The organism is Bacillus sp. FSL H8-0492 (assembly GCF_038006145.1).
Lineage (GTDB): Bacteria > Bacillota > Bacilli > Bacillales > Bacillaceae_G > Bacillus_A > Bacillus_A mycoides.
This window is the reverse complement of record NZ_JBBOUP010000001.1, coordinates 3,416,443-3,435,284: the sequence shown is the minus strand read 5'-3', so window position 1 is coordinate 3,435,284 and position 18,842 is coordinate 3,416,443. Positions and strand designations below refer to the sequence as shown.

Genomic DNA, 18,842 nt, shown 5'->3' with positions numbered 1-18,842 from the left:
TGGGAGTTGCTCGTCTCCCACTATTTATTTTATTTCTTTGTACCTTTACTTTTGTATGGCTTTGCAGCTGCCTTTTTCTTTGCACTTGATTGCCAACGATTCCATCCTTTACTTCCTGTACCTTGTCCTACACCTTTTTTCGGTTTTGCTTTCGTTTTACTCATATGATCACTCCGTTATATAAAAAATCTGATTTGATAATAGCCAATGTTTTAGAAAAATACTATCGATAAATGACTATGCTTGCTTTAAGTAAAAACAAACTGCTTGAATGCTATAGTATATCATGAAATTGCTAGTAAACTGAAAGGAATTACAAATAAAATGAAAATAATAAGAAATACTGCGGATTCTATTTTTCGAACGATCACTTTACTGGTTGTGTATATGTTAGTTTCAGTTAGTGAAATGTTTTTTGGATTGAAGAGACAAAGGAAATAAAAATGTTATATTAAGAACAGTCGGTAAAGGCATAAAATAAAGAATTGAAAAATATTTTAAAACTTTTTGTTGACTTTATCTATTTTTTGTATAGAATAATCATTAATAAAATGTTTCAGAGATGTGACAATAAAACGACTATGAAAGGACGAGTAGTAGTAGGATGTAGTTTAAGCGAGTCAGGGGCGGTGTGAGCCTGATACGAAGCCTATTATGAAGAACCTCCTGGAGTCGCTAACCGAAATCCTTTATAGGAAAGTAGACTTAGCCGGGAACTTCGCCGTTACAAGAAGAACAGTATCGAGATTTTTTAATCTCCGTACTGTATAAGTGAGCAACCTCTGTTGCTAATTTGGGTGGTACCGCGGAACCAAAGTCTTTCGTCCCAGTTTTTTGGGAAAGAAGGGCTTTTTTTGTTGGCTTTTTTCCACAACATCCAAACATTTTAGGAGGAAACCACCATGTATCAATCATTAATGACAGTAAGAGAGACTCAAATCGCAATTAAGGAAGTTAAAACATTTTTCGAGGATCAATTAGCAAAACGCCTTGAACTATTCCGCGTATCTGCACCACTATTCGTAACGAAAAAATCAGGATTAAACGATCACTTAAACGGTGTAGAACGTCCGATTGAATTTGATATGTTACATTCAGGAGAAGAATTAGAAATTGTTCATTCACTAGCGAAGTGGAAAAGATTCGCATTACATGAATACGGATATGAAGCTGGTGAAGGTTTATATACAAACATGAACGCGATTCGTCGTGATGAAGAACTTGATGCAACGCATTCCATTTATGTTGACCAATGGGATTGGGAAAAAATCGTTCAAAAAGAATGGCGTACTTTCGATTACTTACAAAAAACAGTACAAATAATTTATGGAATATTCAAAGAATTGGAAGATCACTTATTTGAAAAGTATCCGTTCCTTGGAAAGTATTTACCAGAAGAAATTGTTTTCGTTACTTCTCAAGAACTAGAAGATAAATATCCAGAATTAACACCGAAAGATCGCGAACATGCAATTGCGAAAGAATACGGTGCAGTCTTTATTATTGGAATTGGTGATGCACTCCGTTCAGGTGAAAAGCACGATGGACGCGCATCCGATTATGATGATTGGAAATTAAACGGTGACATTTTATTCTGGCACCCAGTACTACAAGCTTCATTCGAATTATCATCAATGGGAATTCGTGTTGATAGTAAATCACTTGATGAGCAGTTAACGAAAACGGGAGAAGACTTCAAACGAGAGTATGATTTCCATAAAGGTATTTTAGAAGACGTACTACCATTAACAATCGGTGGTGGTATCGGACAATCAAGAATGTGTATGTACTTCTTACGTAAAGCACATATCGGTGAAGTTCAATCTTCTGTATGGCCTGACGATTTACGTGAAGCTTGCAAGAAAGAAAACATTCATCTGTTTTAATAGAAGTGAGAGAGGATAACTCAAAGAGTTATTCTCTCTTTTTTATTGTGTAAACGAATGGTTTACAGTGAATTTTACTAATGGTTTCTTTCTTTTTTGTATCCTTTTATGTAATAATTTGTTAAAGGAGGGGACGTTATGAGCTTAGGGCAACAACTTAAAAGATTACGAGAGTCAAAAGGGTTTTCACAGGAAGATGTCGCTAAAAAGATTGGTATAACAAGGCAGGCGGTATATAAATGGGAACATGATAAAAGCTGTCCGGATATTGATAATTTAATTTTACTTAGTGAAATGTACAACGTTACGCTAGATGAGTTAATAAAAGGGAATCAAAGCTTTAAAGAGAAAATACATATTGATGAAGAAGATGAAGAGTTTGAGAAAGAGAATGAATTTGGCTTTTATATTGGATGTGGTTTGCTAGTTATGAGCGCTTTCATTGATTACGAAGGAATTCAAGAGATTTTATTAGGGGCTGCGCTATTCATGATGGTCTTTTATTCAGACGTGAAGAAAGTTATTTTGAATGAATTTCGCTCGTTATTTAAAGGAAAAGATATATATGATAAGAAGTGAGAAGAATCCGTTATATTTCCTAGGAAAGGGTATTGCGAATAATTTAATTGTTTTATAATGATTTTCAGATGTAGGGAATATGTTAAAAAGCTGTTTGTATAGAGTTTTGAAATCTACGTGTAAAATGATAATAAAGTTATTTAATTTTAAAAGCTCAAACGAGCATAGCCCCGTTCTAAAGTTAGGACGGGGTTGAAAATTTAAGTTTTATTGAATAAGAATTTTCTTCAAATATTTTTACTTCAGTAATTTATATTTCAGTAAAGGCTTTTTATAAAACATTACTTACTTATTTGTTACCGAGTTCTTCCGCTAAACCAATTAAAATTCCTTCGGTTCCACGAATGTAGCAGAGTCGATACGAGTCCTCATACTGAACTACTTCGCCAACGAGCTGAGCACCATGCTTAGTAAGTCTGGATACCATTTCGTCAATGTCTTCGACGGTGAACATGAAGCGCAGATAACCGAGGGCGTTTACAGGAGCTATCCGATGATCTGCTATAGTAGGTGGGGTGAGAAATCGCGAAAGTTCAATTCGGCTGTGACCATCTGGCGTAACCATCATAGCAATCTCCACGCACTGAGTACCTAATCCTGTTACGCGACCAGCCCATTCACCTTCGACAGTCGCTCGCCCTTCGAGGTTCAAGCCAATCTCCTCGAAGAAAGAGATTGCGTCATCAAGGGATTCTACAACGATGCTGACATTGTCCATTCTTAGTAATTTGTTTTTTGTCATAGTCTTTATCTCCTTATGTATGAAAATTTATCCCGCTATTTGCGGGCAATAAGACTCCCACCTCAAAATTCGGCGAATGCGAGGAAGTTAGGTGGGAGATAACTTCCTGATTGTTGAATAGAATGACTTGCTTCTATTTTTTAACAATTTTATTGTTCTTTAAACGACTTTATTTTAAACTAAATAACCTTTTTCTCACTTTCCATTATGCAAACAGCTTTCTATTTATATAGGAAGGAAATAGATTAATATAATTTATTGTAAGTTTTACCGGCGGAAATTAGCTCATTTGCACTAAAGGCTCAATTTTCGCCATAAATGATTGATGAAGTGCTTCAACACCCGTTACTAAATGAAGACGGTCAATAACGACAGAGACTTTAATTTCTGATGTACTTACCATTTTAATATGAATATCTTCTTCTTTTAAAGTAGTGAACATATTCGCAGCAACTCCTGGGTTAGATACCATACCAGATCCTACAATTGATACTTTTGCTAAATGATTTTCATGTTCTACAGATTCATAGTGAAGCGCCTCTTGATTTTGTTCTAACACTTCTAATGTTTCTCTTAAATCATTAGAATGGATTGAGAAGGAGAGGTGAACAGTTCCTTCATTTGTAATACTTTGAATAATAATATCTACATTAATATGTGCTGCTGCTAATGTAGAGAAAACTGTTGAAAGTGCACCTTGTTCTAATCCTTTAATTGTGACGCGTGTAATATTATCCTCAAATGCAATACCTTTAACGATTGATTGTTGTTCCATGTTACATTCTCCCCTTACAATTGTTCCGTTTTCTTGTTCCATACTTGAGCGAACTTCTAAAATTACATTATGATTTTTAGCAAATTCAACAGCGCGTGGGTGTAATACGCCAGCACCGAGGTTGGCAAGCTCTAACATTTCGTCATAAGAAATTTCATCTAATTTATAAGCATCTTGTACAACTCGTGGATCAGTCGTATATACGCCGGTCACATCCGTATAAATATCACATTTTTTTGCTTTTAGTGCCGCCGCTAATGCGACAGCAGTCGTATCGGAGCCACCGCGACCAAGTGTGGTAATTTCATTTTCTTCACTTATTCCTTGGAAACCAGCTACTATAACAATCGTGCCTTCAGTAAGGTGAGACTGAATACGAGTGGTGTTAATGTCAGTAATCCGTGCACTACTATGTACAGATTCTGTCGTAATACCAGCTTGCCATCCTGTTAATGAAATTGCGTTATAACCTTTTGTTTGTAGTGCCATTGTTAATAATGAAATGGTTACTTGTTCTCCTATAGATAGGAGCATATCCATTTCACGTTTACTTGGATTTTCAGTAATAGCGTTAGCAAGTGCTACAAGTTTATCCGTACTTTTTCCCATTGCTGAAACGACAGAGACAATACTATGTCCTCGTTCATATTCTTCAATAATTAAATTTGCTACATGTTGAATGCGCTCGACGCTTCCGACAGAGGTACCGCCAAATTTTTGTACAATCGTTTCCATTACGAATTCCTTCTTTCGTCCATTTTTAAGAATAGGTTAGGACATATACAAATCCCAATATTCCTGTAGTTACCAGAGAGAAAAACAAAAAACACCATCTCAAATAAGTGAGGATGGTGCTGTTACAGGAAAAGGGAAACAGAAAACGGAGCTAATAAAAAAACCGCCAAAAAAGGAATATCATAAAAATGATATCTCTTTTTTGTAGATAGCTCTTCATACGTACACGTCTGTACATATGACAGTTCTGTTTCTATTCGAAAACAGCCCCAATTGATAAATGCAGAGAAATTTATCAATTTCGGCAACACTTCCTTTCCTCTAAATTCATAGACATCTCTGTGTCTCCTTTAGAATACTTATAAGCGTTGCAACCTCTATCTCACGTTTTAGGCGAGAGTGTATGATTTATGAAGTTGTTGGTAACATTTGTTTTATAATAATTTAAATTTTTCAGGGAATCAAGTGTTTTTTGTATTTTTTTGAAATTCTATCTTTTTATTAAATTAGTTTGTGAAAAATGTAGCAAAATAAATTCATTGCATGTACATTGAAAATATAGCGCATGGGAGGTGGAAGGATGGGGAAGAAAAAGCCTATTTATGTAGCAACAGAAATGAACACAACAATGGAGAAACTATGGGCATATACACAAGAGCCTGATATACATACAGAATGGGATGCTCGTTTTACTGAGATTTCGTATTTAGAAAAAAAAGAGGGAGAACCACAGAAGTTTTTATATAAAACAAAGATCGGATTTGGACTTGAAATAGCCGGAGAAGGGGAATCGATAGGTGAAATAAGAAAAGAAACTGGAGAACGCATTTCCTCTTTAAAATTTTGGACAGACAATCAATTATCACTTATACAAATAGGGCGTGGTTATTGGAAGTATACACCGAATGAAGAACATATTCATTTTGAAACGCAATATGATTATGATACGAGATTTGGTCGTATAGGAAATGTGATAGATTTATATGTTTTTCGTCCACTATTAGGTTGGGCGACAGCATGGAGTTTTGATGCTTTAAAATTATGGTTAGAAAAGGGACTTCATCCTAAGTTGCTAATTAGAAGAACGATGACGTATTGGCTAGTTTGCTTTTTATTTGCTTTCGTATGGTTATATCAAGGGATTGTACCGAAATTGATGTTTACTCATTCAGAAGAAGTAAAGATGCTTTCTGTACTAATCGGATCGAATGAAAATAGTATTTTTATGCTTAAAATAGTTGGATTTCTAGAAATAATATTGGGTGTGATATGGCTATTGCCACTTCCAAAACGAAAATTATTTATAGGGCATATTATTATGTTAATCGCCTTAACAATTGCGGCAGGAATTACGAATATCACAAGTTTTACGCAACCGTTTAATCCGATTACATTAAATTTTCTTCTAATAGGGTTATCGATTGTCGGTTATATAAATAGCACGAATTTGCCAAGCGCAAAAAATTGCAAGAGGACGAGAAAGGGATAAGTATATGGTTAATATTTATGAAAGATTATTAGGGGATTCTTATAAAAGGCTTCATCCAAAATTGCAGGAACGATATGCGATAACAAAGGAAAATAGCTTTATTGGGGAAGGGGAAATGGATGAAATTTATGGAGGATCTTTTTTCGTTAAATTAATATTAAAAATTACATCGAAGTTTCGAATGTTTTTCTCTGAGCGAGGGCAAAAAGTTCCGTTTGTGATACATAATACCGCTGAGCGAGATGAACATGGAAATGAGTTTGTACGGTGGAATCGTACTTTTTATTTTCATAATAAGAAAAGATATTTTAACGCTGTTATGCAGTTGGATGAAGAGAATAATGAAATTGTAGATTATTTTGGTGAGCCACATTTACTCGTTTCTACATTGAATTTTTATATTGATGAAAAAGGCGGGATGCATATTTCTTCAAAGAAACAATGGTTTTTTATGTTTGGAAGAAAAATCCCGTTACCAAAATTTTTATGTGGAGAGGCAAAAATTGTTGAAAGTTATGATGATGCACTGCAATGTTTTCGAATTCATGTACAAGTACGGAATCCGTTAATTGGTTCGTTATTTTCATATAAGGGAACATTTGTGGAAAGGGAATAAACGAGATGAAAAATATAATATTTGGACTTGCTTGCTATATTATTTTTCTAATATGTGAGTGGTCAAATGTAAACCCAGTTGAAGCAATTATTTTATTATCTATTTTGTTATTTATACCGATGTCTTTTTGTATTATTGACAAGAAAAAAAGAAATGGATCGTATGTATTATTTTATAAATTTGTATCGTTTTTATATCCAATCGCAGCAATTAGTGCGATGCTAGCTTTCGTAACAAATCACTATTTCTTTGCGCTACTTTGGTTTGCATATACAGGAATCGTTGCGTTATTTGGTGTAAGTAGATTGTTAGAAAGAGGATGGAAACCGATAGAAGAGGCGGCTATCGATAGTGCGTTTATTTATTTGTTTTTAGGTGGTTTTTGGTTTTTTGCTTCAGTAGCAAAGGTTTCAATTATGCACTTTAGTTCTGACATTGTTTTACTTACAGCGGCACACTTTCATTACTCGGCATTTCTATTGCCGTTATCAGCTGGTTTACTTGGAAGGAAAAGAGAGCGGGGAAGTAAGTTATATGACGCTATTATGTTTATCATCGTCATTTCTCCAATGACAGTTGCGATAGGAATTACATACTCAAGGATATTTGAATTTTTTGCAGTGTTCATATATTTATGTGCGATTTATGGATATGGGATTTATGTTTGGCGCACGAAATTTAATGCTATCAGTGCAAAGGTTCTCCTGATCATATCGTCTAGCACACTCATGGTAACAATTATGTTTTCACTTATATATTCATATGGGAATTTGAAACATGTAATGACGATTACAATTGCTCAAATGGTTTGGATTCACGGTGTTGTCAATGGAATTGGAGTAGCGTTACCAGCATTTGTCGGCTGGATGATTGAAAAGAGTACTCCGAACTATAAATATTACGGGAAACGAATGAGCGGGTTAAGAGGAAATGCGATAGTTGGTGAAGCATTTTTACAGAATAGAAATTTAATAGATAGCAAGGAATACAAAGGTTTAGTTGATAAAATGAATGATTTTCATAGTGAGGCATTTGACGTGACGAAGATTCCTTTAAGTATTACTTGTTTCTATGAAAATACAAAAGAGTATGAGTTACAATCGCATATAAAATGGAATCGTTGGTTCCGCCCGCTTGCATTTTGTTATGAGAAAATGAGTAAGCGTGTAGGACAAATACATTTAGGTATGGGCGGCAAGTGGGAAACGATGCATGGCTCTATCATTGGGATAATAGATGAGAAGGATGGAAGAGAGAATGTAAGGGCTTGGCTAAGAAAAAATGAAGCAGGAGAATCTATTTTTGTAGCTCTTTACTCAAAACATACCCATGAGGATGAGAAATACATGAATATCGGATTACCTTTACCATATTCGAATATGACGGGGATTTTGAAATTATGTAATAAGAATAAAGATTTAATCATTACTAGTAAGTTGAGAAGAAATGGTAAGGGAGATGAGGGGATTTATTTACATACTCGTTTCTTTACAATACGTTTACCATTAGCAGAGACTTTTATTATTAAAGAGAGCACGGATCAAATATTAGAAGCTAATCATAGAATGTGGATATTTGGAGTTAAGTTTTTAGAAATTGATTATGAGATTAAGAAAATAGAGGAGAAGTAAGAAAAGCTTGGAGAGATTCCAAGCTTTTTTACGTATGCGTAATTGTCATCGCAACTTGTTTATCCAAGTTTCGGTCCCAAACACGTTGAATTTCAAACGTACCTTTTTCAAAAAATAATGGGAATCTCTCTTTAAACCAATCTTGCATAGGAAGATTTAGTGCTTCATCAATTGGTACCCATAATAATTCGCCTTCAGGAGGATTCAAAAGGAGTTCACCTTCAAATGAATCTGTCCAATAGTTAAATACCATATATCGAACATTTTCCATAGGATTTACATATTCGTCTAATCCCTTGAAAATTAAATTAGAAACGTGGAGTCCGGTCTCCTCTTTTGATTCTCGTATAGCAGCTTGTAATATGCTTTCTGGGAAATCTACTTTTCCACCAGGAGCTATGTAGCCAGGAAAACCTCGATGGTCGGGGCGTTTTATAAGTAAAACGTCATTATTTCGCTGGATCATACACATTGTATAGATGCGGTGCTCGATGTTATGAGAATTTTGAGGCATAATAATGTATTCTCCTTTATTTTTTCTTGATAATTTTACCATAACATAATAGTTTCTTATATAATTAAAAATATAATATTATTAATTTTCAGTTATTTATTATAAAGTCTATAATTATTTGAAACGAGGAGAGAGATATGCAAGGAGAAATACCAACAGAGAAAAATTTAGGTTATGTCGGTAAATTGTTATTGCCAGTTAAAGTGTCACCGCACTTTAAGTTTTTATGGATTGGACAATTACTTTCGACTTTAGGTAGTTCGATAACGATGGTTATTCTGCCAGTCGTTGTGTATTCATTAACTGGTTCAACAGTTGTAATGGGAATGACTATGGCAATATACATGCTTCCTAATATTCTTGCGTTACCGTTTGCTGGATTAGTCGTGGATCGAATTGACCGGGTGAAATTAATGTTATTTACAGATATAATTCGCTGTATATTAATGCTCTTATTTGCAACACTTATATTTATGGACATTTTAACAATTCCACTTTTATATGTACTTGTTGCATTATATGGACTTATGGAAGGGATATTTCAGCCGGCATATTCAGCTGTAAGAGCGAAAGTATTTGTACCGGAAATTCGAAATGCAGCTAATGCATTAACGCAAATGAGTAATCAAGGAATACGATTAATTGGCCCAGCACTTGGTGGGTTAATAGTATCAGTTACATCTGCAGGGATAGGCTTCGGACTAGATGCAGCAACGTATTTGTTATCATTTTTATGTTTATTATTTTTAAAAGAAATTAAGTTTAAAAAAGTAAAACCCATTGAAAAGAGTAAGATCGATTACAAACAAGAGTTTATGGAAGGTATTTTAGTTTTAAAAAGTCATCCGTGGTTGTGGATTACCATTCTAGTCTTTTCTTTCGTTAATATTTGTTATGCAGGCGTTATCGTTGTATTAATTCCATGGTTGTTTAATGTTCATCATCATTTTGAAGCTTACGTGTATGGCTTAGGTATGGCTGCTTCTGGTGCTGGAGCTGTAATTGCAGCACTAATTTTTGGTGGGAGGCAGCGGTGGCATAAGAGAGGATTACTTGCGTATGGTGGTGTTTTAATTAGTGGAATGGCGTTATTAATTATGCCTTTCGTTTCTTGGGCATCCGCCTTAATTGGATTAATGGCAATTGAAGGCTTCGGTATTATGATATTTGGGCTTATTTGGGAAACAAGTTTACAAGAGCTTGTACCAGAAGAAGCTTTTGGAAGAGTGGCAAGTCTTGATATGTTAGGCTCATTTGCTTTATTACCATTAGGGTATGTGGTGGTAGGCTGGTTAGCTACTGTAATAGGTGGAAAGATAACAATTATAATGCTAGCTATTTTAGTACTCATAACAATTGGAATGGCATTGTCTGTACCAAGTATTCGGCGGTTCGATTGATTATGTAGGCAAAAAGGGGGATGGTATATGACTATAGAAAATCTACATGATTTAGTAGTACATGAGTTGGGATGTAAATACGTTTTGGGAGAAAAGGTATTTGAAGCAAGGAATTTCACGGTGTATATTGCTACTCCTATAGAAAATAAAATGACATATAATCGATTCATCTTAATTAAGCATTTGTCTAATGAAGAGCCTTCAGTACATGTTTGGGACAAAGAAATCTGTGTAGACGCTACAAAAATACATATTGCAAAAGAAGTGACAGAAGCAATTCAATCGGGTTTTGTAAATAAAGAGTAAGCCCTAATCAAATTAGGACTTACTCTTCATTAAACACAAATGTTTGCTTCATTTTTTTACTCTCATGTACTGGATGACCGTTGTAAGAGAAATTCTTTTCTTCCCAAGTAATGACAACTTTAAAATTATGGCTATTAAAGTCTAATGGGAATACCATGTAGTCAAAGCTTGTATGACTTTTTGAAACGTTGTTATTAGATGAAGTAGGATTAAAGGTAGCTTTAGATGTAGGTGTGTTATCAAGTATTTCCACCGATACATTTGCAACATCATTACCAATATTTTTTAAGAGTAAACTATACGTATCATATACACCTTGTTTTGGCTGCACGGCTTGCTTGTTTGAGTTATGAGATTTGTCAATTTCGATATACCACTGTTTAGACTTTGACGCAATTGGTAGTGATTGAAATGTGTATGCACTAGCTTGTATTGGTAGTGCTAAGCAGATTAGTGCAAAGAGAGAAAATATTTTTCGTTTCATCTTTAGAGAGCTCCCATTCTTTAAAGGATTTATTTGTTATTATCTTCTCTTTTTAAGATAATATACCATGTAGTTTAGGGGAGGGTATATTGAAAGAATTAGTAAGTATGGGAAGCGGCATGTTTCTACAACTGTTATTTTTGTATATATTTATTTCTGTTGTTTTATTGGAACTCAATCCATGGTATGCAGTAGTGGTTTATGTGGCTATTGCTATAATCAGTCTTCTGCTAGGAATATACTCGATTGCTTTCCCTATGAAGAGTAGCTTGAATACTATTTTTCTAATACTACCAGATGGAATTATAATAACATTATTTTCAATATTAATTATTGGATTTACAGTGTTTGCTTACTTTTTACGAGAAGGAGATATTCCGGCTGTAATTCGTTTGTAGTATAAGTGAATCGATAGAGCTCCTATCTTTTCGTTATTAATCTTCCCAAGTATGTCACACGCACATTTAAAAAAACAAGGAAACTGTGTAGAGATTTTTCGGCATAGTTTCCTTATTTTGTTTTTTTGATTAATAATAAATGCTTGCTAAAGGATACGAAAAAGCATATCAGGGGGATTAATTTATTAATATAAAGTAGCGTCCAACTTATAAAAGATAGATATAGGTGGAGGGGTACGAGTATTAGTTAAAAGAGATATTAATATGAAAATATTACCAATAAATATGTTAAAATAACATTGTCATATAACAAGGGGGATTCGTTTGATGGAAAAAGAGCATCTTGCTAAAGTAGATTTAACGAAAAAAATTGAATCAAAATCTAAGTACAATAAGAAACTTGAAAAATATCAAATGCGTTTATTGGCACTACAACAAATATTAAAAGAAGAGAAAATAGCCGTTATGATGGTTATGGAAGGTTGGGATGCGGCAGGTAAAGGCGGAGCAATTAAGCGAGTGACTGAACATCTTGATCCACGCGGATTCCAAGTAAATCCAATTGGAGCGCCTGCTCCTCATGAAAAACGGTATCATTATTTGCAACGTTTTTGGCGGAAACTTCCTCAGTACGGGCAAATTACTATATTCGACCGTTCATGGTATGGGCGTGTATTAGTTGAACGTGTTGAAGGCTTTGCTACAAACGAAGAGTGGACGAGAGCGTATGATGAAATTAATGATTTCGAAAAACTATTAACAGATGATCATTACATAATAGGAAAGTTTTTCTATCATATTAGTAAAGATGAGCAGTTAAAGAGATTTACAGAAAGAGAGAACAACCCTCTTAAAAGGTGGAAAATTACAGATGAAGACTGGCGAAATCGTGAAAAATGGGATGAGTATGTCGAAGCAATAGAAGACATGTTTGAAAATACAAATAAGCCGAATGCAAAATGGCATATTATCGCGAGTAATGATAAATTATACGCCCGTTTGAAAACATTGAAAGTAATTATTTCATTAATTGAGGATTATTTCTTAGAGCATAATATAGAATTACCTTCTTATTATAATGAAATAAAAGAAGGAAAGAAAAAGAAAATTGAATCTGTGCAAGATGCAGGAGTCAAATAGTAAAAAGGTTTGTATAGGAAATATGAAGGGAAGCTGTCTTGTAATTTGGTAAACCCAAATTACAAGACAGCTTTTTTAGTTAGAAACATTTTACAATTTACAGAATAAGGTATATAATCAATAATCATATTAACATTGTTAATATGATTATTGATTATATAATGCGTGGGGGTCTTATTTTGAAGGGAAGAGATGTTGTTTTAGGTTTATTAATGGAAAAAGAATTGTCTGGTTATGACATTAAAATTGTGTTTGAGGATGTATTTACTTACTTTTTTGATGGAAGCTTTGGAATGATTTATCCAACGTTACGACAATTGGAAAAGGAGGGGAAAATTAAAAAAGAAATTGTCATGCAAGAAGGGAAACCGAATAAGAAAATGTACTTTATTACAGATGAAGGGCGTGAAGAGTTTTATAAATACATGCAAACGGATGTAGAGAAAGACGTTTTACGTTCAGATTTTTTAATGAGGATGTATTTTGGTAATTATAGTGATGATAGGGCGATAAAAAAATGGATTGAAGACGAAATTGAAAGGAAAGAAGCGTACATTGCGGATCTTCGTTTGAAATATGAAAAATGGAGAGAAGGTATTACTTTCGTTGAAGAAATTTCGCTCGATGTAGGTATTGCATCATATAGTGCACAAGTAGAGATGTTGAAGAGGAAGTTACAGCAATTAGAAGCAAAAGAAAACAATAAAACGGAAGAATGAAAAACACGTTCACAATAAATAAAGGGGTAGATTAACATGGAGCAGTCAAAGGGGATTAAGATTGTCTTTTTAATGTGCTTAGGTATTTTTCTTTGTATGATTGATACAACGATTATGAATATAGCTTTACCAGCAATACAATCGAGTGTAAATACTTCATTAGAGAAGATGTCTTGGGTATTAAATGTTTATACAATGACGATTGCAGTACTCGCAATCCCACTAGGACGGATAGCTGATATTTTTGGGAAAGCAAAGGTGTATATTCTCGGTTTAATTATTTTTGGTGGTGGGTCAGTGCTTTGTGCTTTTGCTAATACAGGTGACTTCCTTATTTTTTCTCGTTTTATACAAAGTGTTGGAGCAGCAATTTTATTTCCGACAAGTATGGTAATTGGTGTATCAGCTATGCCGTTAGCAAAGAGGCATGTTGCACTTGCTATTTTAGGAGTAACGCAAGGATTGTCAGCTGCACTTGGTCCGGTAATAGGCGGAATTATTACGCAAAATGTAGGGTGGAGATGGGTGTTCTTCGTCAATGTTCCGATTTGTATTCTTGGAATCATTTTATGCTGTATTATGTTACAAGTAAAAAATGAAGAACGTATTATTTCAAAAATTGATTGGATTGGACTCATATTAAGTAGTTTAGCGATTTTTTCTTTTACTCTCGTATTAGTGAAAGGCAATACGTGGGGATGGCAAAGTAATATCGCTTTGTCTTGTTATGCAATTAGCACTATTTCTCTTATTCTATTTGTTCTAGTGGAACGAAAGATTCATAATCCGATGGTGAATTTAAAATTATTTAAAGATCGAATGTTTGTAGGGGCGTCTATCGTTGTTATATTAAGTAATTTATTTTTAATTGGAGTAACTGTATTACTTCCAACATTCTTGACAAAAATACAATACCGAACGGAAATTGAAGCTGCTTTTTTAGTGACACCTATTTCAGCGATGATATTTTTTGTCTCACCAGTTGCAGCAACTTTAATTAAAAAGCTTGGAAAAGTAACTATTATTTTGTCAGGGTTTCTTGTTATGGGCCTATCCTACTATTGGTTGCAAATGATTGACGTTAATTCAACAAATATAGAAATTATTATCCCATGTATGATATTAGGTGTTGGATATGGTTTAGTAGTGAGGCCAATTACAGTTTTAAGTGCATCTTCGTTTGAAGGAGAATTATTAACTGCTTCTCAAACTGTCGTATCGATGTTACGTCAAGTAGGTATTGTATTAGCGGTAGCGATATTTGTATCTAACTTAACACACAACTTATCTGTAAATAAAGAGAATGTATATCGTTATGCAGAAGAAAAAGTGCGTAATATTCATGTGTATAGTGCTCAGCAAGCTGAGATATTACAGGTAACAAAAGAAAAAATAGAGAAACAAAGTATAGAAACAAATGTAGAAAAGAAACAAAATGAAATATTGGTGGGATTAAGTAAAGCGAAAAAAGACGAATTAATTCACCAAAAAGTGGATGAAGTATTAAGTGGAGTTCCAGTAGAATATCGAGAGATAAAAAGAGAAGAAGTTACGAATCAGGTAACAAAAGAAGTTGAAAAACAAGAGGAGAGTATAAAGAAAGAAGTACTTGCATTTTCAAAAGATGTAAGTCGGTATGCCAAAAATAAGATGGCTATGAGTTTTACTGATTTATATAAAGCGAGTGTTCCAGTTATTTTAATTTGTGCTTTAGTAAGTTTGTTATTTTGGGAAGGAAAGGCTTTGAGTAAAAAGAGAAGGGAAAGAGTGGTAGAGGAAGTGTAAAGAAAAATCTGGGTTTAATTCGTTAAACTTATGACTGTAATGCCTCTTATTATTAAAACCAACAAAATCTATGCCGATGCAAGGTTCTAAATTACCATCTACAACTTTAGAATCCACGAAGCTTAAATGTTTTAACTTTGGTAGTTCTTTAATGAATTGTAGATTTTGTATGTTACCACAACCTGATAGAATGAGTGTTTCTAACTCTGTTAAATAACGTAAATAGTCGTGATTTTTCATTTTACTGCAATGATCGAATTCGACGTATTTTAAAGTTGAAGCATTGTTTTCAATTTCATCAATATGTTCTAAATTTCTTACATAATTGATTTCTAAATGTTTTAATTTGGGAAATGCTCTACATCCTTTTAATGAGTTAATGTTCCCTTGTGTAATTCTTAGTTTTTCAAGGTTTTGTAAAGACATTAATTCTTCAAGGTTTTTTTGTTTCGGTTTGTATTTCCAAATGTATAGTTCTTTTAAGTTAGAACAAGATTCGAACCCTGTAATGTTTTTATTCCACTGTATGTAAAGTTCCTCTATATTTTTAAAGCTTTCTAGTGCTGTTAAGTTTAAAGGGACTTGTGGTTCTTCTAGTGATAAAGAGTTTAAGTTTTTTAATTTATATAAAGCTGAATAATCGGTAATATAGGTACTATTAATTTGTAGCGCTTCGATTTGCGGACAGCGTTCTAGAAAATCAAGATGCTCCATACTATACCCAAGGTCATTAATGTAAACTTGGGTATAGTTGTTTGTATTAATGAATTCTACGTATTCATCCAGTCTGTTTTCATGAATTTGTACTGTGCCATCCATAACTAAAAAGTCTTTTGGTTTCTTCTTGATAGATATTTGTAAAGGATTCGCATGTTGAAATATTACCGTTTTGTTTTCTAAAATAGTTTCAACACTTGTTTTAACATTAGAAACACTGTCTTTTTCTTTGTATGCTATTAAAATAGACTCTATTTCTGAAGGATCTGTTAATAAAATTTTGGGATTCATTTCATATATTATATCTTCATTTGAAGGTATGCAGCTAACCATTGCTTCCAGTGCTTCCAGTGCTATTAAACTTAATGGTTGTCCTTTTGTTAGCCAAGATTTAATCCGCATCCAAGTTAGTTGTGATACTGCAGCTAATCGTCCCCAATCGCTATGAAATGATACTGCATTTTCCTCTATCCAATCCAATATTGCTGAGGATTGAAAAGAATGTAAACAAATGAAGGAAGTGGTCGGAAGCTCACATTCTAATACTGATTTTAGCTTTTCTATTACTAAAGGGAATGCTTCTTCAAATGGTAAACAGTAAGCGGCAGCGTGTGAAAGAGGTGCAATTAAATCTTCATCAAATTCCTTCCACAGTTTTCTTATCCAATCAGAGGCATTTTCTCCTAATACACATATAACAATCTCGAGTAATCGAGTTTTAATTACACCATTTATCGTGTTAGAAAAGCGGTTCATAACAGCATCTAATATTTCGCTTTTATCGTACATATTAAGAGCTTCAATTTCTTCTTCTTGAAGAAACCATCGAGTCATTGTGTAATCAAGTAAGTTTTTAAAGTTTGAGCGAACTTCTTCTAAAGTAGGCGCGGATGCAAGTTTATGCTCATCCATCTCTAATTCTGGTTGCGTCGCCTCACCATCTCCTTCATAAAAATCGTCGTGCAAATAATACTTATAAGGTGAATGAACGATTGCAAGATTGTACCATTCATTTGGATGTAAAGATAACGAGATAAGACGTTCATGACATTGGCTACATAATTTATAAGGTTGATTTGCTTCATCAGATTCTTCTATTTGCTGTACTGGATTATGTTTGCAAGCTTCGCATAATTCTAGTGTTTTTTTCATTGTTTTCTCCTTGTATATTGTGAATAGTAGTATTTTTAATATAGCATGAGATAAGTAAAGTATAGTTAGAGATTTTTTAATAATTAAAGAGACGGATGAAAAATGACATTGAATATGTAACGTTAAACATAGTACATTAACAAGAGTAATGAATTTTATTAAGTGGGTGAGAAAATGCTAGATAAGGCGGATGCTTCAATAAGTAATCATATGTATACAGAAGAAGAGCAACAAAAATTATATAAACGAACGTTAATAATCGTAAGTATTTCACAAATGTTTGGCGGAGCCGGGTTAGCCGCTGGAATTACAGTAGGTGCACTTCTTGCGCAGCAAATGCTTGGGACGGATGCGTATGCAGGATTACCGGCTGCTATGTTTACAATGGGATCTGCGGTAGCGGCTTTCTTTGTTGGGAAGTTATCGCAAAAATATGGTCGCCGAATAGGACTTGCAACAGGGTTTATAGTAGGAGGACTAGGAGCTATTGGAGTTGTATTGGCTGCGTTAACAAATAGTATTATTCTATTACTAGTTTCTTTACTCATATATGGTGCGGGTACAGCGACGAATCTACAAGCTCGTTATGCTGGTACCGATTTAGCAGATAAGAAACAACGAGCAACTGCTATTAGTATTACGATGGTTATGACGACTTTTGGTGCGGTAGCTGGTCCAAATTTAGTAGGCGTAATGGGAGATTTTGCCCATTCAATTGGAATTCCTAACCTTGCTGGTCCGTTCATATTATCAGCAGCGGCATTTATACTTGCGGGTCTTGTACTTTTTGTTATGCTTCGTCCAGATCCGTTAATTATTGCTAACATAATAGAAACATATAAACAAGAACATACATATAAAGGGCAACCAGTAACAGAAGAAATGATAGAAAATAAACGTGGTGTTACTGTTGGAGCAATCGTAATGATACTTACTCAAATAGTGATGGTTGCGATTATGACGATGACGCCAGTTCATATGGGGCATCATGGTCATGGTTTAAGTGCAATAGGGCTTGTAATTGGTTTTCATGTAGGTGCAATGTATCTTCCGTCTCTCGTTACAGGAATGTTAATTGATAAAATCGGCCGAACTACGATGAGTATAGCTGGTGGAGTAATTTTACTAGCGGCGGGTGTCATAGCTGCGATAGCGCCGAGTGATTCTTTACTATTATTAATTGTTGCTCTGTCTTTACTTGGGTTAGGGTGGAACCTCGGTTTAATAAGTGGTACAGCTCAAATTGTTGATGCAACTATACCTTCTACACGTGCAAAAACACAAGGAAAAATAGATGTATTTGTTGCGTTAGCTGGAGCTTCTGGTGGAGCGATGTCAGGTATGGTAGTAGCTAATTCAAGTTATGCGGCATTATCATTAGCGGGAGGGGCTGTAGCCTTACTGCTTATTCCAGTTGTGATATGGTCTCGGACAGGTAAATAAAATTCAGATAAAAGAAGCGGCGTTCAAAGGGAGATAATCAATCTTTGAATGCCGCTTTTTTGTGATCAACTAATAGTCTAACTGGAATCGTTGATATAATTTCATTTACCGTAATGTTAGTTGTATAAAAGGAAATTTCAGTTTAAATCCCACTTCAAAATAAGCCCTAAATGCATACATCCATCGCCAAATCCCTACAGTAAAAGTGTATCTCCATTATTTAATTTTCCTTCTTTTCTAAATCGTTATTAGATAATATTTGATCTGGAACATAAGTACCAATTGCAGTAATACGAGATTGAGAATTCATAAGAAAATCTCCTAACTTATT

At 34.3% G+C, this 18,842-nt stretch carries 19 protein-coding genes, 1 pseudogene, 1 riboswitch and 1 other annotated feature; of the genes and pseudogenes, 13 read left to right on the top strand and 7 right to left on the bottom strand.

Annotated elements, in window-relative coordinates; all coding sequences use genetic code 11:
- Window positions 1-29 precede the first annotated feature (29 nt).
- The gene (locus MHH66_RS17565; protein ID WP_000047588.1) at window positions 30-164 is read right to left on the bottom strand and encodes a DUF3934 domain-containing protein; all 135 of its coding nucleotides are present in this window, start codon (window positions 162-164) and stop codon (window positions 30-32) included.
- 103 nt (window positions 165-267) lie between these two features.
- Here MHH66_RS17565 and MHH66_RS17560 point away from each other — a divergent pair, with 103 nt between their 5' ends.
- The 3 genes from MHH66_RS17560 to MHH66_RS17550 all read left to right on the top strand — a co-directional run bounded on the left by MHH66_RS17560 (window position 268) and on the right by MHH66_RS17550 (window position 2,465).
- Window positions 268-441: a hypothetical protein gene (locus MHH66_RS17560; protein WP_087963397.1), complete on the top strand. Its 174-nt coding sequence runs from the start codon at window positions 268-270 to the stop codon at window positions 439-441.
- A gap of 131 nt (window positions 442-572) precedes the next feature.
- Window positions 573-832 (top strand) — a binding site (T-box leader).
- A gap of 70 nt (window positions 833-902) precedes the next feature.
- Window positions 903-1,886, top strand: a complete 984-nt coding sequence (asnA, locus tag MHH66_RS17555) for an aspartate--ammonia ligase (protein WP_078184287.1) — start codon at window positions 903-905, stop codon at window positions 1,884-1,886.
- A gap of 138 nt (window positions 1,887-2,024) precedes the next feature.
- On the top strand, window positions 2,025-2,465 hold the full coding sequence (locus MHH66_RS17550; RefSeq protein ID WP_063217855.1) for a helix-turn-helix domain-containing protein: 441 nt from the start codon (window positions 2,025-2,027) through the stop codon (window positions 2,463-2,465).
- A 289-nt stretch (window positions 2,466-2,754) separates the two neighbouring features.
- On the opposite strand, the gene MHH66_RS17545 is transcribed toward MHH66_RS17550, so the two are convergent.
- Together MHH66_RS17545 and MHH66_RS17540 are read right to left on the bottom strand one after the other, a co-directional pair.
- Window positions 2,755-3,207, bottom strand: coding sequence for a VOC family protein (locus MHH66_RS17545; RefSeq protein ID WP_078184288.1), 453 nt, complete (start codon window positions 3,205-3,207; stop codon window positions 2,755-2,757).
- A gap of 280 nt (window positions 3,208-3,487) precedes the next feature.
- Window positions 3,488-4,717: an aspartate kinase gene (locus tag MHH66_RS17540; RefSeq protein ID WP_078184289.1), complete on the bottom strand. Its 1,230-nt coding sequence runs from the start codon at window positions 4,715-4,717 to the stop codon at window positions 3,488-3,490.
- A gap of 201 nt (window positions 4,718-4,918) precedes the next feature.
- Window positions 4,919-5,105: riboswitch (Lysine riboswitch) on the bottom strand.
- A 192-nt stretch (window positions 5,106-5,297) separates the two neighbouring features.
- Here MHH66_RS17540 and MHH66_RS17535 point away from each other — a divergent pair.
- From MHH66_RS17535 to MHH66_RS17525, 3 genes are read left to right on the top strand one after another with little or no spacing between them, the layout of a single operon-like run.
- Window positions 5,298-6,206 (top strand): DoxX-like family protein, encoded by a 909-nt coding sequence (locus MHH66_RS17535; RefSeq protein ID WP_078184290.1) that lies wholly within the window; start codon window positions 5,298-5,300, stop codon window positions 6,204-6,206.
- A gap of 4 nt (window positions 6,207-6,210) precedes the next feature.
- Window positions 6,211-6,822, top strand: a complete 612-nt coding sequence (locus MHH66_RS17530; RefSeq protein ID WP_078184291.1) for a DUF4166 domain-containing protein — start codon at window positions 6,211-6,213, stop codon at window positions 6,820-6,822.
- 5 nt (window positions 6,823-6,827) lie between these two features.
- A complete protein-coding gene (locus tag MHH66_RS17525) occupies window positions 6,828-8,453 on the top strand; it encodes a YndJ family protein (RefSeq protein WP_063217851.1) in 1,626 nt (541 codons plus the stop codon).
- Window positions 8,454-8,481: 28 nt separating this feature from the next.
- On the opposite strand, the gene MHH66_RS17520 is transcribed toward MHH66_RS17525, so the two are convergent.
- Complete coding sequence (locus tag MHH66_RS17520; RefSeq protein WP_063217850.1) at window positions 8,482-8,967, bottom strand: 8-oxo-dGTP diphosphatase; 486 nt, start codon at window positions 8,965-8,967, stop codon at window positions 8,482-8,484.
- A gap of 137 nt (window positions 8,968-9,104) precedes the next feature.
- Here MHH66_RS17520 and MHH66_RS17515 point away from each other — a divergent pair, with 137 nt between their 5' ends.
- Both MHH66_RS17515 and MHH66_RS17510 read left to right on the top strand, forming a co-directional pair.
- On the top strand, window positions 9,105-10,367 hold the full coding sequence (locus MHH66_RS17515; protein WP_063217849.1) for an MFS transporter: 1,263 nt from the start codon (window positions 9,105-9,107) through the stop codon (window positions 10,365-10,367).
- Between the two features lie 27 nt (window positions 10,368-10,394).
- Complete coding sequence (locus MHH66_RS17510) at window positions 10,395-10,673, top strand: hypothetical protein (protein WP_063217848.1); 279 nt, start codon at window positions 10,395-10,397, stop codon at window positions 10,671-10,673.
- Window positions 10,674-10,692: 19 nt separating this feature from the next.
- Here the strand turns inward: MHH66_RS17510 and MHH66_RS17505 are convergent, their stop codons facing one another.
- A complete protein-coding gene (locus MHH66_RS17505) occupies window positions 10,693-11,157 on the bottom strand; it encodes a hypothetical protein (protein ID WP_002086342.1) in 465 nt (154 codons plus the stop codon).
- 89 nt (window positions 11,158-11,246) lie between these two features.
- Between MHH66_RS17505 and MHH66_RS17500 the strand changes: the two genes are divergently transcribed.
- From MHH66_RS17500 to MHH66_RS17485, 4 genes are all read left to right on the top strand, one after another.
- On the top strand, window positions 11,247-11,555 hold the full coding sequence (locus MHH66_RS17500; RefSeq protein ID WP_033708992.1) for a hypothetical protein: 309 nt from the start codon (window positions 11,247-11,249) through the stop codon (window positions 11,553-11,555).
- 327 nt (window positions 11,556-11,882) lie between these two features.
- On the top strand, window positions 11,883-12,695 hold the full coding sequence (locus MHH66_RS17495) for a polyphosphate kinase 2 family protein (RefSeq protein WP_016103118.1): 813 nt from the start codon (window positions 11,883-11,885) through the stop codon (window positions 12,693-12,695).
- A gap of 179 nt (window positions 12,696-12,874) precedes the next feature.
- Window positions 12,875-13,414: a PadR family transcriptional regulator gene (locus tag MHH66_RS17490; RefSeq protein WP_002086322.1), complete on the top strand. Its 540-nt coding sequence runs from the start codon at window positions 12,875-12,877 to the stop codon at window positions 13,412-13,414.
- Between the two features lie 36 nt (window positions 13,415-13,450).
- Window positions 13,451-15,199: an MFS transporter gene (locus MHH66_RS17485; RefSeq protein WP_078184292.1), complete on the top strand. Its 1,749-nt coding sequence runs from the start codon at window positions 13,451-13,453 to the stop codon at window positions 15,197-15,199.
- Here the strand turns inward: MHH66_RS17485 and MHH66_RS17480 are convergent.
- Entirely contained in the window at window positions 15,137-17,068 is a 1,932-nt protein-coding gene (locus MHH66_RS17480; protein WP_234803706.1) for a hypothetical protein, read from the bottom strand. The genes MHH66_RS17485 and MHH66_RS17480 overlap by 63 nt on opposite strands.
- Before the next feature lie 174 nt (window positions 17,069-17,242).
- Between MHH66_RS17480 and MHH66_RS17475 the strand changes: the two genes are divergently transcribed.
- Entirely contained in the window at window positions 17,243-18,511 is a 1,269-nt protein-coding gene (locus MHH66_RS17475) for an MFS transporter (RefSeq protein WP_078184293.1), read from the top strand.
- 232 nt (window positions 18,512-18,743) lie between these two features.
- Here MHH66_RS17475 and MHH66_RS17465 read toward each other — a convergent pair.
- Window positions 18,744-18,821 (bottom strand): annotated as a pseudogene (locus MHH66_RS17465) (3-oxoacyl-ACP synthase); the annotation flags it as partial.
- Window positions 18,822-18,842 lie beyond the last annotated feature (21 nt).